The sequence below is a fragment of the Pseudomonas sp. GW821-FHT01E05 genome (genome assembly GCF_059422425.1).
Window position 1 is genome coordinate 624,127 of record NZ_JBWKWW010000001.1, and the last position, 22,871, is coordinate 646,997.

Below are 22,871 nucleotides of genomic sequence, written 5' to 3' on the forward strand. Positions count from 1 at the left end.
ACGGGCTGCGTTACCACGCAGAGCGTGGGAACGATCTAACTTACTGTGCTTTTTGCGGTCTAGAATTCGACGTCATCGCCCCATTCCCCCAAGGAACCCTCCCACCGTGAAATCCGTTCTTGTTCTGTTGTCCCTCCTGGCCCTGCCGGTCATGGCCTCCGAGCCGACCCTTTACGGGCGCTACGAATACATCAAGCTGCCGGAGCTCGGTGAGACCCTTCAAGCCAAAATGGACACCGGGGCCCTGACCGCATCGCTGTCGGCCAAGGACATCGAGACCTTTACCCGTGATGGCGAAAACTGGGTGCGTTTCCGCCTGGCGACCAAGGGCGCAAGCAGCAAGGTCTATGAGCACAAGATCGCGCGGATCAGCAAAATCAAAAACCGCGCTGATGAAGAAGACGACGGCGTGAGCGAAGTCAGCAAGCGCCCGGTCGTCGATCTGGAACTGTGCCTGGGCAACGTCAAACGCACCGTCGAGGTCAACCTGACCGACCGCAGCAGCTTCAACTACCCGCTACTGATCGGCGCCAAGGCGTTGCGTGAGTTCGGCGCGGCGGTGAACCCGGCTCGACGGTTTACGGCGGATAAGCCGGATTGCTGATTGACGAGAGCTAAGGCGTCCAGCGCTGTTGTGCTTGGACGCAATGCCCCAGGTTAAAATGGAGCCTCATATGAGTTAATCCGAATGACTTTCTGTCTATTTTGGATGGTTTTTATTGAAACTGAACGATAGGCGGATTCTTTGATAATAATTTGGATATGATCCTTTAGTGCGGAATTAAGTTCGGTGTTGGCGCTGTAATCACGGCCCAGCTTAAGGACACTAAAATTCTTGGCGTAAACGCCAAATACTTGTGGAGTGCTGGTTTCTGCTCGTTTTGAGACATTGGCCCACCCTACCGCCGATTTGTAGTCTGGAGTTATGTAGAATCCCCGCCCACTATCGATGCCATTCCTTGATCCCATATGTTGCGCGCTTAATCCTGTCATCAAGCTCTTTGTGTGTTCTTTTGTTGATCCGTGATATCCAATTAGGTCATGTTTTTGAGTGTCATTGATAATGGGGTCGTTAACTTTTCGCTCAGTGGCAAATAACGAGTCGAATGAATCAGATTGTCTTCTTTCCGTCAAAGTGCGGCTCGTTTTCGCCGGAGGTATAGGAGCCTGTATAGGCGCTACAGGCACTGCGACCCTTCTTACTCCTTCAAATCCTCGGCTCACGGGCCTGGGTGGGGGAGGCGGAGCAAGTTTTAGGAGCCCCGAAATTATATGTCCCGTGGGATCACTCCGATTAACCGGATCCCCCGCGCAATACGTATACGCATTAATCCCCCCCTCACCAAATGGACTCCAACTGTCCGGACTGTTAAATCGCATCAACACCGGGTTAAACGCCCGATACCCATTGCCCAATAAATAATGCCCGGTCACCGGATCCGGCCGTTCGCCATTAAACCCGAGCAGGCTGAGCAAGCCGTTTTCCGGTGGGCGATGGCCGTAGGGTGAATAGACGATGGGTTTGAGTTGAGTGGGGCTGAGGATGTGCAGCACCGAACGCTGTTGATCGGTCGCCAGCAGGGTGGTGTCGACCTTTGCACTTTGGCGCTGTAGTTGCGCCAACAACTGGTCGTCATGCTGGAAGACGCTAGTTTGCACCGCCCCCTGTATCTCGGTGGCCAATCGACTTTTGCAGTAAAAGCGCTGGATGTCGGCCTGAGCGGATAGCGTGCAGTCGGCCAAGCGGTCCAGCGGGTCGTAGTGGTAGCGACACAATACGGTTTCGCGAGAGGAAGCAGACATCGATTGAGCTCCGTGCAGGGTCCAAAAATCCGGACCCTCAGCATCGGAGCTTTTTCAGGCGTTGCCTACTAGCAGAACTGCTAGGGTTTTGGCCTTGCTCGTTTCAAACCGGCGGCTGAGTTTCGATCATCGACGGTCGCTGGCTGACTTCGGCATACCAGGCATCGAGTTTTGGATTGGCTTCACGCCAGTTCAGGTCCGGGTGGCGGAAGTCCAGGTAGCCGAGGGCGCAGGCGACGCTGATGGCGGCGACGTCGAAATGGCAGGTGAGTTCGGCGATGGCGTCTTGCTCAAGAACGGCCAGGGCGCGGCGGATTTTGTCGCGTTGGGCTTCGAGCCACTCGTCCCAGTGTTTTTCCGGGGCGCGCAGGGCGACTTCATAGCGCACCAGCACCGAGGCATCCATGATTCCATCGGCCATCGAGGCCAGGGTCAGGCGCCGCCAACGGGCCGAGCCATCACGGGGGATCAGTGGATTGCCGACGTGTTGATGGTCGAGGTAATCGAGAATCACCCGGCTGTCGTGCAGCACGTTGCCGTCGGCCAGGCGCAGGGCCGGGATTTTGCCCAGCGGGTTGTCCTGATTGAGGGCGGCGTCCGGGCTGACCGGGCTGAGTTGGCTGTTTTGCAGAGCCACACGGTTCAGTTGACCGGTTTCGTGGAGCAGCACCATGACTTTGCGAACGTAGGGCGAGGCAGGGTTGTGGAACAAGGTCATGCTGGGGGTGAACATGGCTTTCCTCGGCGGTGATCAGGGAACAGGGGCTTAGCCTAGTAAGTTCCGGGGCTGCTGGCGAGGGTTCTGTGTCGCTGGTGGAATCGCTTCGCGGGCAAGCTTCGCTCCTGCACCTTCATCCTGGGGTGACCACCTCCCCATAGGGGCCGGCGATTATTTGTTAAAACGAATGCGCTTGTTGCCGGCGTTTCCACTGGCTCAGGCGCTGTTGCAGATTCAGCGGGCTATGAATCTGCTGCTGCCGGGCACGGCTGAACAGGATCAGCGCCAGTTCGGCGGTGGCCAGGGCGTCGGCGCTGGCGTGGTGGCGTTCGCCGACCTGCAATTTGAAATGCTTGAGCCAGTCATCCAGTCCGGCTTCGCGGATGTGCACCTGGGGACAGAGCAGCGGCGCCATGTCCGCGATGTCCAGAAATGGATGCTGCAAGCGATAACCCAGGCTGTCCTTCAAGGCTCGCCCGAGCATGTGCTGATCGAACGGCGCATGGAAGGCCAGCAACGGGCTGTCGCCGACGAACTCCATGAAGTCCAGCAAGGCTTCGACCGGATCGCTCCCGGCGGCGATGGCGCTGGGACCCAGACCGTGGATCAGCACACTGGGGCTGAGTTTGTGCTCAGGGCGCTGCAGGGTTCGCTCGAATTGCTGGCTGAAATCGATAGCGCCGTCCTCAATCACCACCGCGCCGATGGACAGCACCAGATCCTTGTTCAGGTTCAGCCCGGTGGTTTCCAGATCGAGCACCACCCAACGCTGCTCGCGCAGGCTGCATTCGCCCGGCTCCGGGGGGACCGCCAAGCGTTCCAGTCGCAGTTTCTGTTCGGCGGTCAGTGTCGGGCTGTTGAGACGTAGCCAGGAGAACAGGTTCATAGCTGATACCTATGCATCAGACTGCTTTGCAGGCGTTGGGCCTGGCGCAATGACTCACGCAGGATTCGCCGATCCAGGTGATTGAGGCTGTCGGGATCGACCCGGTTGGAGTAGGGCAGGTTTTCGCGCGATTGCAGCTGATGTTGCTGCATGCGGGTTTGCTGGATGAAGTGGTAGGCCTCCTCATAGGCAGCACCGTCCAGCCGTTCGATAACCTCCTTGGCCACCAGTTGGCGCAAGCGTTCCAGGGTGTTGTTGGCTTCAATGCCGTTGGCCAGAGCCAACAGTCGTGCGCCGTCGACGAAGGGGGTCAGCCCTTGAACTTTCAGATCCAGTGTGGCTTTTTCGTTGCCTTTGCGGGCCAGGACGAACTCGCGCAAACGCCCCACGGGCGGGCGATGGCGCAAGGCGTTTTGCGCCATCATGCGCTGGAACAGAGGGTTGTCGGCAACCTGCAGGAGAATGTTACGGCGCAATTGCTCACAGCCCTGCTCATCACCCCAGACCACCCGCAAGTCGAAATAGATGCTCGAACCCAGCAGGTTCTCCGGTGTCGCTTCACGGATGAACGCTGCAAAACGCCGGGCCCACTCGGCACGGGACAAACACAGCTCGGGGTTGCCGGCCATGATGTTGCCCTTGCACCGCGTGAAACCGCACAGCGCCAGGCTCTGATTGATCTGCTGTGCCAGTGGCAGCAACTTGCTACGGATCTCGGCGGCGTGTGCGGCGTCTTTCGCTTCGAAGAGAATGCCGTTGTCCTGATCGGTATGCAGCGTCTGCTCGCGACGACCTTCGCTACCGAAACACAGCCAACTGAACGGCACACCGGGGTCGCCCTTGTCCGCAAGCGTCAACTCGATAACGCGGCACACCGTATGGTCGTTGAGCAAGGTGATGATGTGGGTGATCTGGGTCGAGGATGCGCCGTGGGCGAGCATGCGCTCCACCAGTTGGCCGATTTCGCCGCGAATCGCCACCAGGTTTTCCACCCGAGGCGCGTTGCGGATGGTCCGCGCCAGGTGCACCAGATCGACCCGTTGCAGGGAAAACAGATCACGCTCCGAGACCACGCCGCACAGGCGTTGATCCTTGACCAGGCAGACATGCGCGATATGCCGTTCGGTCATGGCAATTGCAGCATCGAAGGCACTGTGATCCGGCGTCAGGAAAAACGGCGCCTGAGTCATGTGCTGTTCGATGGCCTGGTTGAAATCGCTGGTGCCATCGGCGACCACCTGGCGCAGGTCGCGCAGGGTGAAAATGCCGATTGGGGCTTTTTGTTCATCGACCACGACGATGCTGCCGACCTGCTGCTCGTGCATCAGCGTCACCGCTTCGCGCAATGGCGTCATCGGACTGCAGGACACCGGGTGGCGCATGGCCAACTCGCCCAGGCGGGTGTTGAGCGAATACTGGGTGCCGAGGGTTTCCACGGCTTTTTGCTGAACTTGCTGGTTGACCTGATCAAGCAGGCTGCTGACCCCGCGCAGAGCGAAGTCGCGGAACGGGCTCGATAGTGCGAACAACTTGATAAAGGCTAACTTGTTCAGTTGCAGGCAAAAGGTGTCTTCCCCCGCCAGGTGTTCGGTGCGGGTCGCACGTTCGCCGAGCAGTGCGGCAAGCGGGAAACACTCGCCAGTGGTGATTTCGAAGGTGGTTTCGGTACCGCCCTTGGCGGTGTGCGGGCGTTCACCGACCACTCGCCCTTGCTTGACGATATAAAAGTGCTCAACCGGCCCGTCGGCGGGTTTGATGATGCTGTCGCCCGGCGCATAGAAGCGCAGCCGGCATTGCTCGACCAGGTAAGCCAGGTGAGCGTTTTCCATTTGATTGAACGGCGGGAACCGCTGAAGGAATTGCATGGTGCCGTGGATGTTCTGCAACACGGCGGTTTTCCCTGCCTGGGTGAAGGCATCCGCTTTACTCATAACCATTACCGCAGTCTTTTTTGAATTGTCGTTGTCAGATCATTAGCCATGGTCGGCCCCTCTGCGCAGGGTGCCCATTGGACGTAAGTCTATGTAGCCGCTGTACTAGTGGGAGTTGTCTTACGCAATAAGTGCGAAAAACCTTTCATAAGCCCTCTTGGAAAATTATCCGACGAAGTGCACATTGGAGGCTGGCTTAGCGATGTCAGACCACTGTGCTAGGGGATTGATTAGAAAACGTAGAGAAACGTATGTCTGACCACGATATTTTGAGTGATGCCGAGCGCGAGGCGCTGAGCGCCGTCATGCTGGAACCGGATCTGCCGCCGCAGCGCGTGTTGATCGCCGATGACGATAAGGACGCGCGCGAGCTGTTGGCGGAAATTCTTGGTCTGGATGGCATTCGCTGCATGACCGCAGCCAGCGGCAAAGCGGCGCTGGAACTATTGGACTCGAATAAATCGATTGGTCTGCTCATCACCGATCTGCGGATGGCACCGTGCAATGGTCTGGATTTGATACGCAAGGTGCGCGAGTCGGAGCGGGCGGAGCTGCCAATAATCATCATTTCCGGGGACGCCGATGTCCGCGATGCCATTGATGCGATGCACTTGAGTGTGGTGGATTTCCTGCTCAAGCCGATCGATGCTGGCCAGTTATTGGCGCTGGTGAAGCATGAGTTGGGAGTGGTGCCGTAGGGGGCGAAATTTAGGTTGCCTGTCATATCGCCATCGCGGACAAGCCTCGCTCCTACAGGTACATGCAATCCGTAGGAGCAGGGGGGACGCCTAGTTCTTGCCCGCGATGGACTCACTGCACAATCCAAGCGAACACAAAAAAGCCCTGATCTTGCGATCAGGGCTTTTTGTTATCTACCGCTAACGCTTATTCACAGACCATTCCTGGCCTTGAACTCGCGGCGACGACGGTGCAGGACCGGCTCGGTGTAACCGTTCGGCTGTTGGGTGCCTTCGATTACCAGTTCGACGGCCGCCTGGAAGGCGATGTTGCTGTCGAAGTCCGGTGCCAGCGGACGGTACAGCGCGTCGTTGGCGTTCTGGCGATCAACCACCGGCGCCATGCGCTTGAGGCTTTCCAGTACCTGGGCCTCATTGACGATGCCGTGACGTAACCAGTTGGCGATGTGCTGGCTGGAAATACGCAGCGTGGCACGGTCTTCCATCAGGCCGACGTCGTTGATGTCCGGTACTTTCGAGCAACCCACGCCTTGGTCGATCCAGCGCACCACATAACCGAGGATGCCCTGGGCATTGTTATCCAGTTCGTTCTGGACTTCTTCGGCCGACCAGTGGGTGTTGCTCGCCAACGGGATGGTCAGGATATCGTCGATCGACGCGCGACCACGCTTGGCCAGCTCGGCCTGACGGGCGAACACGTCGACCTTGTGGTAGTGCAGCGCGTGCAGTGCAGCGGCGGTCGGCGATGGCACCCAGGCAGTGTTGGCGCCGGCCAGCGGATGAGCGATTTTCTGCTCGAGCATCGCGGCCATCAGGTCGGGCATGGCCCACATGCCTTTACCGATCTGGGCGCGACCTTGCAGGCCGGTGCTCAAACCGATATCGACGTTCCAGTCCTCGTAGGCGCCGATCCACTTCTCTGACTTCATGGCCGCTTTGCGCACCATCGCGCCCGCTTCCATGGAGGTGTGGATTTCATCGCCGGTGCGGTCGAGGAAACCGGTGTTGATGAACACCACACGCTCGCTGGCCGCTTTGATGCAGGCCTTGAGGTTGACCGTGGTACGCCGCTCTTCGTCCATGATGCCGACTTTGAGGGTGTTGCGTGGCAGGTCGAGAACCTCTTCGATGCGACCGAACAGCTCGTTGGTGAACGCCGCTTCTTCCGGGCCGTGCATTTTCGGTTTAACGATGTAGACCGAGCCGGTGCGGCTGTTTTTGCGCGAGCTATTGCCGTTGAGGCTGTGAATCGCTGCGAGACTGGTGACCAGACCGTCGAGAATCCCTTCCGGCACTTCGTTGCCGTCTTTGTCGAGAATCGCGTCGATGGTCATCAAATGGCCAACGTTACGCACGAACAGCAGGGAACGGCCGTGCAGGCTCAGTTCGCTACCGTCGAGCGCGGTGTAGCGGCGGTCGGCATTCATGGTGCGAGTAAAAGTCTTGCCGCCCTTGGACACTTCTTCACACAGGTCGCCCTTCATCAGGCCGAGCCAGTTGCGGTAGATCACCACTTTGTCATCGGCATCGACAGCGGCGACCGAGTCTTCGCAGTCCATGATGGTGGTCAACGCAGCTTCCATCAGCAGGTCTTTGACGCCGGCAGGGTCGGTCTGGCCGACGGGGGAGCTGGCGTCGATCTGGATTTCGAAGTGCAGACCATTGTTTTTCAGCAGGATCGCGGACGGCGCCGCGGCGTCGCCCTGGAAGGCGATCAGCTGTGCGTCGTTGCGCAGGCCGCTGTTACTGCCACCTTTAAGGCTGACCACCAGTTTGCCGTCGACGATCTTGTAGCCGGTGGAGTCGACGTGGGAGCCGGCCGCCAATGGCACGGCTTCGTCGAGGAAGGCGCGGGCGAAGGCAATGACCTTGTCGCCACGGACCTTGTTGTAGCCTTTGCCTTTCTCTGCGCCGTCGGCCTCGCTGATGGCGTCAGTGCCATACAACGCGTCGTACAGCGAGCCCCAGCGAGCGTTCGAGGCGTTGAGGGCGAAGCGGGCGTTCATCACCGGTACGACCAGTTGTGGACCGGCCATGCGAGCGATTTCGTCGTCGACGTTTTGCGTCGTTGCCTGGAAATCGGCCGCTTCTGGCAGCAGATAACCGATGTCTTGCAGAAAGGCTTTGTAGGCCACGGCGTCATGGGCCTGGCCTGCTCGGGACTGGTGCCAGGCATCGATTCGCGCCTGGAGGTCGTCGCGTTTGGCGAGTAGGGCTTTGTTCTTCGGTGCCAGGTCATGAATGACCTTGTCAGCACCGGCCCAGAACTTATCGGCGGTGAGGCCGGTACCGGGAATGGCTTCGTTGTTCACGAAGTCGAACAGGACTTTGGCGACCTGCAGGCCACCGACTTGAACGTGTTCAGTCATTGCTTGCCTCACTCTGCTCAGCTATTTCGCTTTTCAGCTCTTCAATTTAACAATGAAGCCTCTGGCCATTTAAACCACAAACCCCCGCACCAGTACATGCCATTGCTGGCGGCTGGGTGGGTCCAATCAACGGCTCCAAGCCTTGCTGATAGGGCTTTTCGGGGTTGCGATGGCGCCTTGGCAGACATCGATCCAACGTTATGTAGTGCGCGCTACGGCATACTACATGATGAATTGCGGTTGTGAAAATTAGACTAAATACGTCGTTTAGCGACTTAAGCCAGCTATCCGGTCACGCTGGGGGACAGGATGTTCTCAAAAAACTATTGGATTGTTCCAGATAAATATAAAAACAGTACACGATTAGTTTTCTGCAGGAGCGAGCTTGCTCGCGATGAGGCCCGGACAGACACAAGCAGAGTTCAATGTGGCGGCGCCTCTGACAGCATCGCGAGCAAGCTCGCTCCTACAGGGTAAGGAGCAAGGCAGTTTGACCGCATGGATGCAAGGCTTGCCTATACTTGCCCTTCTATAATAAAAGTCATGACAAGAGGGCTGCGCCATGGACCACCTCGTACTTACCGTATTCGCCCCGGATAAAGCCGGTCAGGTCGAGCGCATCGCCCAGTGTATTGCCGAGCACGGCGGCAACTGGCTGGAAAGTCGTATGTCGCGCATGGCTGGGCAATTCGCCGGGATCCTGCGGGTCGGCGTGCCGGCCGAAGCCTATGATGAATTGGTGGATGCGCTGCAAGGGCTGTCAGAGCAAGGTATCCGCGTGATGATTGCCGAAAGCAGTATCGAGCAATCCTGCACCTGGAAGCCGATCGCTATGGAGCTGGTGGGCAATGACCGGCCGGGGATTGTGCGCGATATCACGCGGCTGTTGACCGAGCAGGGTGTGAACCTGGAGCGGCTGGTCACTGATGTGCGGCCGGCACCCATGAGTAGCGAACCGCTGTTCCATGCCGAAGCCATTCTGGCGGTGCCGTTGACCTTGTCCCTGGATGTATTGCAGGCGCGCCTGGAAACTCTGGCGGATGACTTGATGGTCGAATTGGTGCTGCGTAGCGAGGTGTAAGCCAGAGGCAAAGGTTATCCAAGTAAAACGTGCACCTGCCTGTGGATAACCTGTAGAGATGCACCGCAAGCCCGGGCCGGCCGGGGTTCTTCAGGAACTGAGCAAAAAACGAACAGTTTCAAGGGCTTGTGCACAAACGGCGGGGATCACGCTGTGGATAACCTTGGGAAGGATGCTTGCAGGCCACGTCAATCGTGGCCTGCAGAGCTTTGTGTGTTTTTTGATCAGGCGCGCCGGCGCAGGCTGATCCAGGCATCCACGCTGTAAATTGCCAGACCTGCCCAAATAAACACGAATGCGATCAAGGTGCTTGAAGACAAATGCTCGCCAAACAACAGCACTGCCTGCGATAGCACCAGGGTCGGCGCTATGTATTGCAGGAAGCCCAGGGTGGTGTAGGGCAAGTGTCGTGCCGCCGCGTTGAAACACACCAGCGGCACCAGGGTGATTGGCCCTGCGGCCACCAGCCACCACGCTTGGGAAGTCCCCCAGAACTCAACCTGAGCGCTGGTCGCTACCGGGTTGAGCAGCAACCACGCAAGGGCAATCGGTACCAGCATCCAGGTTTCCACCACCAGCCCGGGCAACGCCTTGACCGGTGCCTGCTTGCGGATCAGTCCATAGAAACCAAAGGTCAGCGCCAGTATCAGCGATACCCACGGCAGGCTGCCGACTTGCCAGACTTGCTGCGCCACACCAATGGTCGCCAGGCTCACTGCCAACCACTGCATGCGCCGCAGACGCTCGCCCAGCAACAGCATGCCCAGCAGCACGTTCACCAGCGGATTGATGTAATAGCCGAGACTGGCTTCGAGCATGCGGCCGTTATTCACCGACCACACATAGGTCAGCCAGTTGGCCGCGATCAGCATGCCGCTCAAGGCCAGAATCGCCAGTCGCCGCGGGTTTTCGCGCAGTTCGCGCCACCAGCCAGGGTGCTTCCAGACCAATAGCAGCAGTGAGCCAAACAGCGCAGACCAGAGCACCCGGTGGACGATGATTTCCACAGCGGGCACGCTGGCGATGGCTTTGAAGTAGAGCGGGAACAGTCCCCAAATGATGTAGGCGGTCAGACCCAGAGTGTACCCGCGACGCGGGTTGGCGGCTTGCATGCAGAATCCTTGCTTAGGCAGCTAACAAAGCAGTGATTGTAGGGTGGTTGTATAGATGTGTCGTGTTCGCTTTTTTTGTAGGAGCGAGCTCGCTCGCGATGGACTCAAGGGCGACGCGTTTATTCAGAAAACACGCGTTATCGTTAACGTCCATATCGCGAGCAAGCTCGCTCCTACAAGGGATCAGAACAACTTCAAAGGTTCTTCATTGAGTGCGGCAAGCTGCTCGCGCAATGCCAATACCTGATCGCCCCAATAACGCTCTGTACCGAACCACGGGAAGCTGCGGGGGAATGCCGGATCATCCCAACGTCGGGCCAGCCAGGCGCTGTAGTGCATCAGACGCAGCGCGCGCAACGGTTCGATAAGCGCCAGCTCACGCGAGTCGAAGTCATGGAACTCGCTGTAGCCGTCCATCAATTCGGACAGCTGACCGAGACATTCCTGACGGTTGCCGGCGAGCATCATCCACACATCCTGCACCGCCGGGCCCATGCGGCAGTCGTCAAGGTCGACGATGTGGAACATTTCATCGCGGCACATCATGTTGCCGGGGTGGCAGTCACCGTGCATGCGGATGTTCTGATGGGGCGTGGCCTGGTAGACCTCTTGCACCCGCTTGAGCAGATCGCGGGCGACCGACTCGTAGGCAGGAAGCAAGCTGCGAGGAATGAAATTGCCTTCGAGCAAGGTCGTCAGTGAATCTTGGCCAAAGTTTTTCACCCCGAGGGCTTCGCGGTGTTCGAATGGACGGGTGGCACCGACCGCATGCAAACGGCCAAGCAATTGCCCGAGGCGATACAGCTGATCCAGGTTGCCCGGCTCTGGCGCACGGCCGCCACGGCGTGGGAACAGGGTGAAACGAAAACCCGCGTGTTCGAACAGGCTTTCGCCGTTGTGCACAATGGGGGCTACCACTGGAACATCGCATTCGGCGAGTTCGTAGGTAAAGCGGTGTTCTTCGAGGATCGCCTCGTTGGTCCAGCGCTGTGGGCGGTAGAACTTGGCGATCAGCGGCTCCGAGTCTTCGATGCCGACCTGGTAAACGCGGTTTTCGTAGCTGTTGAGCGCCAGAATACGGGCGTCACTGTGAAAGCCGATGCTTTCAACAGCATCGAGCACCAGGTCGGGTGTAAGGGTTTCAAACGGATGGGCCATGCTGACTCCTGCGCGCAGCAGGCTGCCGCGTCCGGCCAGACATGGTAGCGCAGACGGAGCGTCTTTAGTGGTTGATCGTTCCCACGCTCTGCGTGGGTATGTCCCACTGGACGCGCAGCAATCGCTTCGGCAGTGACGCAGAGCTCACTGGCTGCATTCCCACGCAGAGCGTAGGGAACGATCGTTACGCGCCAATGATTCCGCCATCTTCACGGGTGATCGCCATTACCGACGACCTCGGCTTGCCGTTGGGCAAGTGCTCCGGGAAGGTCGAACCGCCGTTCTCGCCCGGGTGCTGAATACCGACGAACAGGGTTTTGTGATCCGGCGAGAAGCTGATACCGGTTACTTCACAACCCACCGGGCCGACCATGAACCGACGGATCTCACCGCTGGCCGGATCGGCGCAGAGCATCTGATTGTTGCCCATGCCAGCGAAGTCTCCACTGTTGCTGGCGTCGCCGTCGGTGAGAATCCACAGTCGGCCAGCATTGTCGAAACCCAGGCCGTCCGGGCTGTTGAACATATTCTGCGGGGTGATGTTCGACGAGCCGCCTTTGGGTTTACCGGCATGTACGGCAGGATTTCCCGCCACTACAAACAGATCCCAGGAAAAGCTCATGGCCGCGTGGTCGTCACGGTTTTCCTGCCAGCGCAGAATCTGCCCATAGACGTTCTTCTCCCGCGGGTTCGGGCCGCCGACCGGTTGGCCGTCTTCGCCGCGCTTGGCGTTGTTGGTCAAGGTGCAATAGACCTGGCCGTCTTTGGGGCTGACGACGATCCATTCCGGACGGTCCATGCGCGTGGCGTTGACCACGCTGGCGGCAAGGCGCGCGTGGATCAACACTTGCGCCTGGTCGGCAAAGCCGCTGCCGGCATCGATACCGTTTTTACCGTGGGTCAACTCAAGCCACTGGCCCTGGCCTTTTGGATGATCCGGGTTGCCGTCGCCGGCATCGAAACGCGCAACATACAGCGTGCCGTGATCCAGCAGGTCGCGGTTGGCTTTCGGGTCGCGGTGATTGATTTTGTCGCGGCTGATGAACTTGTAAATGAACTCGCCGCGCTCATCGTCGCCCATGTACACCACGGCGCGACCGTCGCTGGTTTCGGCCAGTGCAGCGTTTTCATGTTTGAAGCGGCCAAGGGCGGTGCGTTTGACCGGGGTTGACTGTGGGTCGAACGGGTCAATCTCCACGACCCAGCCGTGACGGTTGAGTTCGTTGGGGTTTTTCGCCAGGTCGAAACGCGGGTCGTGTTGATGCCAGTTGATTTCTTTGCTGGTCGCTACCGCGCCATAGCGTTTCTGCGCGGTGTCGAATTTCTGCTCGGGATTGCTGCTGCCGAAGCAGTCGGTGAAGTTCTCTTCACAGGTCAGATAGGTCCCCCACGGCGTTTTGCCGTTGGCGCAGTTCTGGAATGTGCCGAGGACTTTTTTGCCGTGCTTGTCATTGCTGGTTTTCAACAGGTCATGCCCGGCGGCCGGGCCGCTCAGGCGCAGCGGCGAGTTGCCGTGGATGCGGCGGTTGTAGCGCGAGCCCTGGACGAATTGCCACTGGCCGTTTTTGCGTTGCACTTCGATCACCGAGACGCCTTCGCTGGCCAGAGCCTTGCGCACATCTTCCGCCGACTGCGGCATGCCGCCATGGGGGTAGAGGTAGCGGTAGTTGGTGTATTCGTTGTTAATCGCCATCAGCGCGCGGTCGTGGTCGCCGGGGAAGGCAAACAGGCTCATGCCGTCATTGTTGTCGCCAAACTGGACTTCCTGGGCCTGGGCTGTGCCATTGCCGCTCGGGTCGAAGGCCGGGCCGTTCTTTTGCAGCGCCTGGCCCCAACTGATCAGTACCGACGATGTGTAGCCCGGCGGCAGGGTGATGGTGTCGCTGGTGGCGGTGGCAATGCTGTTGAAACCCAGCAGTTCGCTTGAGCCGGTGCTGACGCTGGCTGCCAGAACGCTGCGGCTCAGCAGGTTGCCGCCCAGAAACATTGCCGCGCCACACAAGGCGCCGGCACTGATAAAGCCGCGGCGGCTGAGGCCGACAATTTTTTCGAGGTCGGTGGGCTGGTTTTCTTCCAATAGATTCACATCAAGCTCCCTGCAGGTTTTTGCAGGCACCTTAACGAGCGCCGATGAAGGAAATGTTTCAATAATTTTTCAAGCTGCGCCGAGCCCCCGTAGCAGCTGCCGAAGGCTGCGTCCGAGGGCGAAGCACTCGCAATCCGGTTAACTCAATAAAAGGTCAGAATTGCAGTGCCTGAATTTACGACTGCTGCGCAGCCGAACGCAGCCTCGCAGGCTCGACAGCTGCTACACGCAGCCGGACGCAGCCTTCGGCAGCTGCTACGGGATATGCGTCCGCCCTTGGTTATAGCGGTGTGCCGAGCAATACGTTGGACGGTGCGAACTGCACCAGGACGGGTTTTCCAGCCGTCAGCACCAAGGTTCTAAGGTGTAACGGCTCGGCCAACGCACATAAGGTTTGCCCGTTAGGCAGGGCGATCCGTACCTCGCTGGGGCCGTCTTCGGCGTCGAGAATTTCTTCGATAATCCCGCTCAGGCAATTGTGTCCAGGTGTTGCAGCTTGATCGATGGCCAGCAAATCGAGCCAGCCAGCCTTGATCAATGCGACCACTTCAGTGCTCATTTCCAGCTCTAATCGCAGGGTGCTGTCGTGGGTGATCTGCGCCTGGATCGTCAGTCCTTCGGCCAGCTCCAGGCGGACCAGATCATTGCGCCCCTGACTGTCGATGGCCACGACCTTGCCGTGCAGTTGATTACGCGCGCTGGTCCTGAGCATCAAACGGCCGAGCAGGTCCAGGTCGCTGGCATCCTCCGCGGCCTCCAGCACCTGAGCTTGCAAGGCTTGCAGACGTTGATAGAGCCGCAATACCCGCTCACCCTCTGTGGATAACTTCGCGCCACCGCCGCCCTTGCCACCGACGCTGCGTTCGACCAAAGGCTTCTGTGCGAGGTTGTTCAACTCATCGATGGCATCCCAGGCCGCCTTGTAACTCAATCCCGCGCTTTTTGCGGCGCGTGTGATCGAGCCTTGCTCGGCAATGTGTTGCAGCAAGGCGATGCGCTGTGGACGACGGACGATGTGTTGAGTCAAAAGCGTGGGCAAGGACATGGCGGCGCGCTACGGGCTGTATTGATGGGGTTGGACGTTGGCGCCTTGGCGCGTGAGAGTCAAGTCAGGTCAACTCGCCGGGTTTGGGGGTTCTGGCCAGGCAGTAGACGTCGACCCGTCGGGCTCCCGCGTTCATTAACAAGCGGGCGAGGCTTTCGGCGGTGGCGCCGGTGGTCAGTACATCGTCGATCAAAGCCAGGTGCCGGCCTTTGATCTGCGCATCGGGCAGCAGGGTGAATGCCCTTCGCAGGTTGAGTTTGCGCGCCTTGGCATCCAGGTCCTGTTGCGCGGCAGTGTCCTGAGTCCGCAGCAGCAGGCGTTCATCGCAGGGGAGGTTCAGGCTGTCGCCGAGCCAGTGAGCGAGCATCGCCGCCTGGTTGTAGCCGCGCTCGCGCAGGCGCTTGTTGGCCAAGGGCACAGGGACCAGGGCGTCGGGCCGTGCGAGGTCCTCATCAAAGCGATGTTGCAGCGATTGGCTGAGTAGTTCGGCCAGCAAGCGCCCAAACGGCCACTTTGCGTTGTGCTTGAAACGGGTAATCAAGCTGTCGATCGGAAAGCCGTAAGTAAAGGGTGTCACGACTTGTTGAAAGGCCGGGGGCTTTTTCAGACATTGGCCGCAAGTCAAACCGGCCATGGGCAAGGGCAGGGCGCAAACCTGGCAGTGATCACCGAGCCAGGGCAGCTCACTTTCACAAGGTGTGCAGATGGGGTGAGGGGTGTCGGTGAGTTCGTCACAGAGCAAACAGGTCTGTTTGTTTTTTAACCAGATGTAAACCGGTCCTTTGTATTGTGGTTGACAGTGCATGTCTCTTCCTTAAATATGCCGAACATCCGTGTCGCGTCTGTGGGTATTACATGCCGCAGCCGCTTGCCAAGCATAAACAAGGAATTGCCAATGAGCGCCAGCACCACTGCCAACCTGCGTCATGACTGGTCTTTAGCCGAAGTCAAAGCGCTGTTCGTTCAGCCCTTCAATGACCTGCTGTTCCAGGCGCAGACGGTGCACCGCGCGCATTTCGACGCCAATCGCGTGCAAGTCTCGACGCTGCTGTCGATCAAAACCGGTGCTTGCCCGGAAGATTGCAAATATTGTCCGCAGTCCGGTCACTACAACACCGGTCTGGAAAAAGAAAAACTGCTGGAAGTGCAGAAGGTCCTCGAAGAGGCCGCTCGCGCCAAGGCCATTGGTTCGACCCGTTTCTGCATGGGTGCAGCCTGGAAACATCCGTCGGCCAAAGACATGCCCTACGTGCTGGAAATGGTCAAAGGCGTGAAGGCCATGGGCCTGGAAACCTGCATGACTCTTGGCCGTCTCGATCAGGACCAGACCGCAGCCCTGGCCCAGGCCGGTCTGGACTACTACAACCACAACCTGGATACCTCGCCCGAGTTCTACGGCAGCATCATCACGACTCGTACTTACGGCGAGCGCCTGCAAACGCTGGCGTACGTGCGTGATTCCGGAATGAAAATCTGCTCCGGCGGCATCCTCGGCATGGGTGAGTCCCTCGATGACCGCGCCAATCTGCTGATCCAGCTGGCCAACTTGCCAGAGCATCCGGAGTCGGTGCCGATCAACATGCTGGTAAAAGTCGCCGGTACGCCGCTGGAAAACGCCGATGACGTCGACCCGTTCGACTTCATCCGCATGCTGGCGGTTGCGCGAATCCTGATGCCGCAGTCCCACGTGCGTCTGTCCGCTGGCCGTGAGGCGATGAACGAGCAGATGCAGGCTTTGGCCTTCTTTGCCGGTGCCAACTCGATTTTCTACGGCGATAAATTGCTGACCACCGCCAACCCGCAGGCTGACAAGGACATGCAACTGTTCTCGCGCCTGGGCATCCTGCCGGAAGCTCGCGAAGAGCATGCTGACGAAGTGCATCAGGCGGCCATCGAGCAGGCGCTGGTGGAACAGAAGAGCAGCGAGCAGTTTTATAACGCCGCTGTTTGAACCTCGCCCCCCTGTAGGAGCGAGCTTGCTCGCGATAGCGGTGGCACAGTCAACATCAATGTTGAATGTCAGACCGTCATCGCGAGCAAGCTCGCTCCTACATTGGGATTGGGCAATTACCCACATCCTGTGATCTGCCCCCGAGGCCTGCATGTCTTTCGATCTCGCCGCACGCCTTGCTGCTCGTCGTGCCGAAAACCTTTATCGCCATCGTCCTCTGCTTGAAAGCCCCCAAGGTCCGGAAGTGGTGGTCGACGGTCAGCCGTTGCTGGCGTTCTGCAACAACGATTACCTGGGCCTGGCCAATCACCCGCAAGTGATTGAAGCGTGGCGCGCCGGGGCGGCTCGTTGGGGCGTGGGCGGTGGCGCTTCACATCTGGTGATCGGCCACAGCGCCCCGCACCATGCGCTGGAAGAAGCCTTGGCCGATTTGACCGGCCGCCCGCGGGCGCTGCTGTTCACCACCGGTTACATGGCCAACCTCGGCGCGGTCACGGCGCTGGTCGGGCAGGGCGATACGGTGCTGGAAGACCGGCTCAATCATGCATCGTTGCTGGATGCCGGGCTGTTGTCCGGCGCTCGCTTCAACCGCTATCTGCATAACGATGCGATCAGCCTGGCCAAGCGTCTGGAAAAAGCCACCGGCAACACGCTGGTGGTGACCGATGGCGTGTTCAGCATGGACGGCGACCTCGCCGATTTGCCCGCGCTGGCCCGGGTGGCCAAAGCCAAAGGCGCCTGGTTGATGGTCGATGACGCCCACGGCTTTGGTCCGTTGGGTGCCAACGGCGGCGGGATCGTCGAGCACTTTGGTTTGAGTCAGGAGGATGTGCCGGTATTAGTCGGCACGCTGGGTAAGGCCTTCGGCACGGCGGGGGCGTTCGTCGCCGGTAGCGAAGAGCTGATCGAAAGCCTGATCCAGTTCGCCCGGCCGTACATCTACACCACCAGCCAACCGCCGGCACTGGCTTGTGCCACGCTCAAAAGCCTCGAACTGCTGCGCAGCGAGCATTGGCGACGTGAGCACCTGAATGCGCTGATCCGCCAGTTCCGCCAAGGCGCCGAGCAGATTGGTCTGGAACTGATGGACAGTTTTACGCCGATCCAGCCGATCATGATCGGCGATAGCGGGCGCGCCGTTCGCTTTTCGCAGATGTTGCGCGAGCGCGGCTTGATGGTCACTGCGATTCGTCCGCCGACCGTGCCGGCCGGCAGCGCACGTTTGCGCGTGACTTTGTCCGCGGCCCACAGCGAGGCTCAGGTCCAGCTATTGTTAAATGGACTGGCAGACTGCTTTAGCGAATTGGGACCGGAGCCAAGCCATGCGTGATCGACTGATTCTGCTGCCCGGTTGGGGCCTCGGCATTTCGCCGCTGGAACCGCTGGCGGCTGCTTTGCAGGGGCTGGACGAACACCTGCGGGTCGATATCGAACCGTTGCCGGAGCTTGAATCGGGTGACCTGGATGAGTGGCTCGACGAACTCGACGCAATCCTGCCGGATAATGCCTGGCTGGGTGGTTGGTCACTGGGTGGCATGCTCGCCTCGGAACTGGCCGCCCGACGTGGCGATCGTTGCTGCGGTTTGCTGACGATGGCCAGTAATCCTTGTTTTGTTGCCCATGACGAATGGCCGAGCGCGATGCAGGGGGAAACCTTTGATGCGTTTCTTGCCGGGTGCGGTGCCGACCCGCGGGGGACGCTTAAGCGCTTCGGCCTGCTCTGCGCCCAAGGCGCCAATGACCCGCGCGGCATAGCGCGTCTGTTGCTCGGTGGTGCGCCGAATACACCGCCTTCAGCCCTGTTGAGCGGGTTGGAGTTGCTCGCGCAACTGGATACCCGCCAGGCCTTGCAATCCTTCCGTGGCCCGCAGTTGCATCTGTTTGCCGGGCTCGACGGCCTGGTCCCGGCCGAAGCGGCGGGGGCGTTGCTGGCGTTGTTGCCGGATGTCGAAATCGGTCTGATTGAACAGGCCAGCCACGCGTTTCTTCTGGAAGATCCCCACGGTGTGGCGGGGGCGATCCAGGCCTTTTTGCATGAGTCCGGTGATGACTGATTTGTCCTTTCCCAATCTTCCCGGCGGCCTGCCCGACAAGCGTCAGGTAGCGGCGTCCTTTTCCCGCGCGGCGGCCAGTTATGACAGCGTGGCCGAGTTGCAGCGGGCGGTTGGCGGTGAATTGCTGAGCCGCTTGCCGGGTGACTTCTCCCCCGATCGCTGGCTGGATATGGGCTGCGGCACGGGTTATTTCAGTCGCGTTCTGGGTCAGACATTCCCCGAGAGCGAAGGGCTGGCGCTGGACATTGCCGAAGGCATGCTCAACCACGCTCGGCCGTTGGGTGGTGCAGTACATTTCATCGCCGGCGATGCCGAGCGTTTACCGTTGCAGGCGCAGAGTTGCGAGCTTGTTTTTTCCAGCCTGGCGGTGCAGTGGTGTGCGGACTTCACCTCGGTGCTGAGTGAGGCGCATCGCGTACTGAAGCCTGGCGGCGTGTTGGCGTTTGCCAGTCTGTGCGTCGGTACGTTGTATGAATTGCGCGATAGCTGGAGCCAGGTGGATGGCATGGTTCACGTCAATCGCTTCCGCCAGTTCAGCACTTATCAGCAGCTGTGTGCTGCCAGCGGTTTGCGTGTAGTCAGCCTGGAAACTCGCCCGCATGTGTTGCATTACCCGGACGTGCGCAGCCTGACTCACGAGCTCAAAGCCTTGGGTGCGCACAATCTGAACCCCGGTCGGCCGGGTGGTTTGACGGGCCGGGCGCGGATACTCGGTTTGATCCAGGCCTATGAACAGTTTCGTCAGGCACAAGGGCTGCCTGCGACTTACCAGGTGGTCTATGCCATATTGGAGAAACCTTTATGAGTGCAGCCTATTTCATCACCGGCACTGATACCGATGTCGGCAAGACCACCATCGCCGCAGGTCTGTTGCATGCTGCACGCTCGGCGGGATTGAGCACGGCGGCGGGTAAACCGGTGGCCTCCGGCTGTGAGCTGACGCCCAAGGGGCTGCGCAACGCCGATGCACTGGCGTTGCTGGCTGAATGCTCATTGCCGCTGAGTTACGCCGAGGTCAACCCGGTGGCGTTCGAGCCGGCGATCGCACCCCATCTGGCGGCCCGCGAGGCGGGTGTGGCGCTCACTGTTCAGTCGTTGTTGGCGCCGATGCGGCATATTCTGGGCAAGCAGGCCGACTTCACGTTGATCGAAGGCGCTGGCGGTTGGCGAGTGCCGTTGGCCGATCAGGACAACCTGTCGGACCTGGCGATGGCCCTGGCTTTGCCGGTGATTCTGGTAGTGGGTGTGCGCCTGGGTTGCATCAGTCATGCGTTGCTGACGGCCGAGGCGATTGCCCGGGACGGTCTGCAGTTGGTGGGTTGGGTGGCCAACATCATCGACCCCAAGACTTCGCGTCTGGAGGAGAATCTCGCGACTCTGGCCGAACGGTTGCCGGCGCCGTGTCTCGGTCGAGTGCCCAAGCTCAAGGTTGTCACAGCAGAAGCGGTGGCCGAGTATTTGCAGCTGGACCTTCTAGACTAGATTTTGCCTATGATAAGGCACTATGCCATTAGTGTTTTTGTCGGGCCTTTTCCGGGTGGGTCTGCTTCAATGGACGCTGTTTATCCTCTGCAGGATCGAGTTCTTCCATGGAAATCTCAGGGAATACCGCTTTCTACGCTGGTCTGAGCACTCTCCAGACAGGGCAGAATCGTGTCGATCAGGCCGCCGGCCAGATCGCCAACACAACTGTCGAACGCGCGCTCACCAGCCAGTCTTCCGAAGCCCAGGTCGATCGCCTGCGCTCGTTAGATCGCAGCCAGCAATCGGATCTGGCGAGCAGCATGGTCGATATGTCCATGGGCAAGATTCAGGCGGAACTGGGCGTCAAAGTCGCCAAGGCGTCCGATGAAATGCTCGGTACGCTGATCAATACCTACGCGTGATCGCTCGCTGATTTTTCTGCTCCTGCGCCGTGCGTTGCATGGCGTTCTGTCGGGCATGTCCTTCTCTTTCAACTAATATTTTCTACACCGTCTTTGCGCAGGTAATGGCTGTGGGCCTTTGCGTGCGTGGCGTTGCGGCAGGCGATGACGAACGGCAAATGATCGACGCTTGACAAGGTTTGGTCGTAAACGTATGTTTCAAACAACTGTTTGACCGCCACGACAAACCAACGCGGTCGTTCATTCCCGGTTTCATCAGCAGAGGTTTATCGCTATGCCTGACTACAAGGCCCCCTTGCGTGATATTCGCTTCGTTCGTGACGAACTGCTCGGTTACGAAGCGCACTATCAGAGCCTGCCGGCTTGCCAGGACGCAACGAAGGATATGGTTGACGCCATTCTCGAGGAAGGCGCCAAGTTTTGTGAGCAGGTGTTGGCTCCGCTGAACCGTGTGGGTGACACCGAAGGCTGCACCTGGAGCGAAACCGGCGTTAAGACCCCGACGGGCTTCAAAGAAGCCTACAAGCAATTCGTCGAAGGTGGCTGGCCGAGTCTGGCCCATGACCTAGAGCATGGCGGCCAAGGCTTGCCGGAGTCGCTGGGGCTGGCAGTCAGCGAAATGGTTGGCGAAGCCAACTGGTCGTGGGGCATGTACCCAGGCCTGTCCCATGGCGCGATGAACACCATTTCCGAACACGGTACACCTGAGCAACAAGAGGCTTACCTGACCAAGCTGGTCTCCGGCGAATGGACCGGCACCATGTGCCTGACCGAACCGCACTGCGGCACCGACCTGGGCATGTTGCGCACCAAGGCCGAACCTCAGGCTGACGGTTCCTACAAAGTCACCGGCACCAAGATCTTCATCTCGGCCGGTGAGCACGATATGGCCGACAATATCGTCCACATCGTTCTGGCACGTCTGCCGGATGCACCGGCCGGCACCAAAGGCATTTCCCTGTTCATCGTTCCCAAGTTCCTGCCAAACGCTGACGGTTCGGTCGGTTCGCGCAACGCTGTGACCTGCGGTTCCCTGGAACACAAGATGGGTATCCACGGTAACGCGACGTGCGTGATGAACTTCGACGCGGCCACCGGTTTCCTGATCGGCCCGGCGAACAAAGGCCTGAACTGCATGTTCACCTTTATGAACACCGCGCGTCTGGGCACTGCTCTGCAAGGTCTGGCTCACGCCGAGATCGGTTTCCAGGGCGGCCTGAAATACGCTCGCGATCGCCTGCAAATGCGCTCCCTGACTGGCCCGAAAGCGCCGGACAAAGCCGCTGACCCGATCATCGTGCACCCTGACGTACGCCGCATGCTGTTGACCATGAAGGCCTTCGCCGAAGGCAACCGTGCAATGGTGTACTTCACTGCCAAACAGGTCGACATCGTCAAGTACGGTGTGGACGAGGAAGAGAAGAAGAAAGCCGACGCACTGCTGGCCTTCATGACGCCGATCGCCAAAGCCTTCATGACTGAAGTGGGCTTCGAATCTGCCAACCACGGCGTGCAAATCTACGGCGGCCACGGCTTCATCGCCGAGTGGGGCATGGAGCAGAACGTTCGCGACAGCCGTATTTCCATGCTGTACGAAGGCACCACCGGTATTCAGGCGCTGGACCTGCTGGGCCGTAAAGTGTTGATGACTCAAGGCGAGGCGCTGAAGGGCTTCACCAGGATCGTCCACAAGTTCTGCCAGACCAACGAAGGCAACGAAGCGCTCAAAGAGTTCGTCGAACCTCTGGCTGCGCTGAACAAAGAGTGGGGCGAGCTGACCATGAAGGTCGGTATGGCTGCCATGAAAGATCGCGAAGAAGTCGGTGCCGCTTCGGTGGATTACCTGATGTACTCCGGTTATGCCTGCCTGGCTTACTTCTGGGCTGACATGGCGCGTCTGGCGGCGGAAAAACTGGCTGCCGGCACCACCGAAGAGGCGTTCTACACCGCCAAGCTGCAGACTGCGCGCTTCTACTTCCAGCGCATCCTGCCGCGTACCCGCACTCACGTAGCAACCATGCTGTCGGGTGCCAACAACCTGATGGGCATGAAAGAGGAAGACTTCGGTCTGGGTTACTAAGCCCTGACGCAGT

At 59.3% G+C, this 22,871-nt stretch carries 20 protein-coding genes; 10 read left to right on the plus strand and 10 right to left on the minus strand.

From position 1 onward, the window contains the following. The first annotated feature begins 106 nt into the window (after positions 1-106). Positions 107-604 (plus strand): retropepsin-like aspartic peptidase RloA2, encoded by a 498-nt coding sequence (rloA2, locus tag AC07W5_RS03065; RefSeq protein ID WP_495022751.1) that lies wholly within the window; start codon positions 107-109, stop codon positions 602-604. 53 nt (positions 605-657) lie between these two features. Here rloA2 and AC07W5_RS03070 read toward each other — a convergent pair whose 3' ends face one another. The 4 genes from AC07W5_RS03070 to AC07W5_RS03085 form a co-directional block, all read right to left on the minus strand. Then, complete coding sequence (locus AC07W5_RS03070) at positions 658-1,803, minus strand: RHS repeat-associated core domain-containing protein (RefSeq protein ID WP_495022752.1); 1,146 nt, start codon at positions 1,801-1,803, stop codon at positions 658-660. A 103-nt stretch (positions 1,804-1,906) separates the two neighbouring features. Continuing rightward, the gene (locus AC07W5_RS03075; RefSeq protein ID WP_495022753.1) at positions 1,907-2,536 is read right to left on the minus strand and encodes a glutathione S-transferase; all 630 of its coding nucleotides are present in this window, start codon (positions 2,534-2,536) and stop codon (positions 1,907-1,909) included. A gap of 163 nt (positions 2,537-2,699) precedes the next feature. After that, positions 2,700-3,407: a 3'-5' exonuclease gene (locus tag AC07W5_RS03080; protein ID WP_495022754.1), complete on the minus strand. Its 708-nt coding sequence runs from the start codon at positions 3,405-3,407 to the stop codon at positions 2,700-2,702. Further along, the gene (locus AC07W5_RS03085; protein ID WP_495011985.1) at positions 3,404-5,344 is read right to left on the minus strand and encodes a putative nucleotidyltransferase substrate binding domain-containing protein; all 1,941 of its coding nucleotides are present in this window, start codon (positions 5,342-5,344) and stop codon (positions 3,404-3,406) included. The genes AC07W5_RS03080 and AC07W5_RS03085 overlap by 4 nt, the downstream gene beginning before the upstream one ends. Positions 5,345-5,589: 245 nt before the next feature. Here AC07W5_RS03085 and AC07W5_RS03090 point away from each other — a divergent pair, with 245 nt between their 5' ends. Beyond that, a complete protein-coding gene (locus tag AC07W5_RS03090) occupies positions 5,590-6,036 on the plus strand; it encodes a response regulator (protein WP_494990603.1) in 447 nt (148 codons plus the stop codon). A gap of 191 nt (positions 6,037-6,227) precedes the next feature. Here AC07W5_RS03090 and AC07W5_RS03095 read toward each other — a convergent pair whose 3' ends face one another. Beyond that, on the minus strand, positions 6,228-8,405 hold the full coding sequence (locus tag AC07W5_RS03095) for a malate synthase G (protein WP_495022755.1): 2,178 nt from the start codon (positions 8,403-8,405) through the stop codon (positions 6,228-6,230). 562 nt (positions 8,406-8,967) lie between these two features. Here AC07W5_RS03095 and AC07W5_RS03100 point away from each other — a divergent pair. After that, positions 8,968-9,486 (plus strand): glycine cleavage system transcriptional repressor, encoded by a 519-nt coding sequence (locus AC07W5_RS03100; protein WP_494990601.1) that lies wholly within the window; start codon positions 8,968-8,970, stop codon positions 9,484-9,486. 224 nt (positions 9,487-9,710) lie between these two features. On the opposite strand, the gene rarD is transcribed toward AC07W5_RS03100, so the two are convergent. The 5 genes from rarD to AC07W5_RS03125 all read right to left on the minus strand — a co-directional run bounded on the left by rarD (position 9,711) and on the right by AC07W5_RS03125 (position 15,692). Further along, positions 9,711-10,598, minus strand: coding sequence for an EamA family transporter RarD (rarD, locus tag AC07W5_RS03105; RefSeq protein WP_495022756.1), 888 nt, complete (start codon positions 10,596-10,598; stop codon positions 9,711-9,713). Between the two features lie 183 nt (positions 10,599-10,781). Continuing rightward, positions 10,782-11,756 carry a serine/threonine protein kinase gene (locus tag AC07W5_RS03110; protein ID WP_494990599.1) on the minus strand — a complete coding sequence of 325 codons (975 nt, stop codon included), beginning with the start codon at positions 11,754-11,756 and terminating at the stop codon, positions 10,782-10,784. 184 nt (positions 11,757-11,940) lie between these two features. Beyond that, the gene (locus tag AC07W5_RS03115) at positions 11,941-13,842 is read right to left on the minus strand and encodes a PhoX family protein (protein ID WP_495022757.1); all 1,902 of its coding nucleotides are present in this window, start codon (positions 13,840-13,842) and stop codon (positions 11,941-11,943) included. A 280-nt stretch (positions 13,843-14,122) separates the two neighbouring features. Then, complete coding sequence (locus AC07W5_RS03120) at positions 14,123-14,887, minus strand: TOBE domain-containing protein (protein WP_495022758.1); 765 nt, start codon at positions 14,885-14,887, stop codon at positions 14,123-14,125. Positions 14,888-14,951: 64 nt separating this feature from the next. Next, a complete protein-coding gene (locus AC07W5_RS03125) occupies positions 14,952-15,692 on the minus strand; it encodes a ComFC family protein (protein ID WP_495022759.1) in 741 nt (246 codons plus the stop codon). Between the two features lie 90 nt (positions 15,693-15,782). On the opposite strand from AC07W5_RS03125, the gene bioB reads away from it, so the two are divergent. The 7 genes from bioB (at position 15,783) to AC07W5_RS03160 (ending at position 22,858) form a co-directional block, all read left to right on the plus strand. Beyond that, the gene (gene bioB / locus AC07W5_RS03130; RefSeq protein WP_495011980.1) at positions 15,783-16,838 is read left to right on the plus strand and encodes a biotin synthase BioB; all 1,056 of its coding nucleotides are present in this window, start codon (positions 15,783-15,785) and stop codon (positions 16,836-16,838) included. A 151-nt stretch (positions 16,839-16,989) separates the two neighbouring features. Next, positions 16,990-18,168 carry an 8-amino-7-oxononanoate synthase gene (gene bioF / locus AC07W5_RS03135; RefSeq protein ID WP_495022760.1) on the plus strand — a complete coding sequence of 393 codons (1,179 nt, stop codon included), beginning with the start codon at positions 16,990-16,992 and terminating at the stop codon, positions 18,166-18,168. Then, positions 18,161-18,892: an alpha/beta fold hydrolase gene (locus AC07W5_RS03140; protein WP_494990593.1), complete on the plus strand. Its 732-nt coding sequence runs from the start codon at positions 18,161-18,163 to the stop codon at positions 18,890-18,892. The genes bioF and AC07W5_RS03140 overlap by 8 nt, the downstream gene beginning before the upstream one ends. Then, positions 18,885-19,697, plus strand: a complete 813-nt coding sequence (gene bioC, locus AC07W5_RS03145) for a malonyl-ACP O-methyltransferase BioC (RefSeq protein ID WP_495022761.1) — start codon at positions 18,885-18,887, stop codon at positions 19,695-19,697. Before AC07W5_RS03140 ends, bioC begins: the two co-directional genes overlap by 8 nt. Further along, positions 19,694-20,374, plus strand: coding sequence for a dethiobiotin synthase (gene bioD / locus AC07W5_RS03150; protein WP_495022762.1), 681 nt, complete (start codon positions 19,694-19,696; stop codon positions 20,372-20,374). Before bioC ends, bioD begins: the two co-directional genes overlap by 4 nt. A gap of 107 nt (positions 20,375-20,481) precedes the next feature. After that, a complete protein-coding gene (locus AC07W5_RS03155; RefSeq protein ID WP_495022763.1) occupies positions 20,482-20,778 on the plus strand; it encodes a pyrroloquinoline quinone biosynthesis protein PqqE in 297 nt (98 codons plus the stop codon). Between the two features lie 274 nt (positions 20,779-21,052). Then, positions 21,053-22,858, plus strand: coding sequence for a phenylacyl-CoA dehydrogenase (locus tag AC07W5_RS03160; protein WP_495022764.1), 1,806 nt, complete (start codon positions 21,053-21,055; stop codon positions 22,856-22,858). Positions 22,859-22,871 lie beyond the last annotated feature (13 nt).

What these genes read in the sequence shown, in the direction of transcription:
- AC07W5_RS03090 (WP_494990603.1), top strand. Translation starts at nt 5,590, where the DNA reads ATGTCTGACCACGATATTTTGAGTGATGCCGAGCGCGAGGCGCTGAGC.
- AC07W5_RS03160 (WP_495022764.1), top strand. Translation starts at nt 21,053, where the DNA reads ATGCCTGACTACAAGGCCCCCTTGCGTGATATTCGCTTCGTTCGTGAC.
- AC07W5_RS03085 (WP_495011985.1), bottom strand. Translation starts at nt 5,344, where the DNA reads ATGGTTATGAGTAAAGCGGATGCCTTCACCCAGGCAGGGAAAACCGCC.
- AC07W5_RS03120 (WP_495022758.1), bottom strand. Translation starts at nt 14,887, where the DNA reads ATGTCCTTGCCCACGCTTTTGACTCAACACATCGTCCGTCGTCCACAG.
- AC07W5_RS03070 (WP_495022752.1), bottom strand. Translation starts at nt 1,803, where the DNA reads ATGTCTGCTTCCTCTCGCGAAACCGTATTGTGTCGCTACCACTACGAC.
- AC07W5_RS03110 (WP_494990599.1), bottom strand. Translation starts at nt 11,756, where the DNA reads ATGGCCCATCCGTTTGAAACCCTTACACCCGACCTGGTGCTCGATGCT.
- bioD (WP_495022762.1), top strand. Translation starts at nt 19,694, where the DNA reads ATGAGTGCAGCCTATTTCATCACCGGCACTGATACCGATGTCGGCAAG.
- AC07W5_RS03080 (WP_495022754.1), bottom strand. Translation starts at nt 3,407, where the DNA reads ATGAACCTGTTCTCCTGGCTACGTCTCAACAGCCCGACACTGACCGCC.
- AC07W5_RS03095 (WP_495022755.1), bottom strand. Translation starts at nt 8,405, where the DNA reads ATGACTGAACACGTTCAAGTCGGTGGCCTGCAGGTCGCCAAAGTCCTG.
- AC07W5_RS03125 (WP_495022759.1), bottom strand. Translation starts at nt 15,692, where the DNA reads ATGCACTGTCAACCACAATACAAAGGACCGGTTTACATCTGGTTAAAA.
- AC07W5_RS03140 (WP_494990593.1), top strand. Translation starts at nt 18,161, where the DNA reads ATGCGTGATCGACTGATTCTGCTGCCCGGTTGGGGCCTCGGCATTTCG.
- bioB (WP_495011980.1), top strand. Translation starts at nt 15,783, where the DNA reads ATGAGCGCCAGCACCACTGCCAACCTGCGTCATGACTGGTCTTTAGCC.
- AC07W5_RS03075 (WP_495022753.1), bottom strand. Translation starts at nt 2,536, where the DNA reads ATGTTCACCCCCAGCATGACCTTGTTCCACAACCCTGCCTCGCCCTAC.
- AC07W5_RS03155 (WP_495022763.1), top strand. Translation starts at nt 20,482, where the DNA reads ATGGAAATCTCAGGGAATACCGCTTTCTACGCTGGTCTGAGCACTCTC.
- bioC (WP_495022761.1), top strand. Translation starts at nt 18,885, where the DNA reads ATGACTGATTTGTCCTTTCCCAATCTTCCCGGCGGCCTGCCCGACAAG.
- rarD (WP_495022756.1), bottom strand. Translation starts at nt 10,598, where the DNA reads ATGCAAGCCGCCAACCCGCGTCGCGGGTACACTCTGGGTCTGACCGCC.
- AC07W5_RS03100 (WP_494990601.1), top strand. Translation starts at nt 8,968, where the DNA reads ATGGACCACCTCGTACTTACCGTATTCGCCCCGGATAAAGCCGGTCAG.
- bioF (WP_495022760.1), top strand. Translation starts at nt 16,990, where the DNA reads ATGTCTTTCGATCTCGCCGCACGCCTTGCTGCTCGTCGTGCCGAAAAC.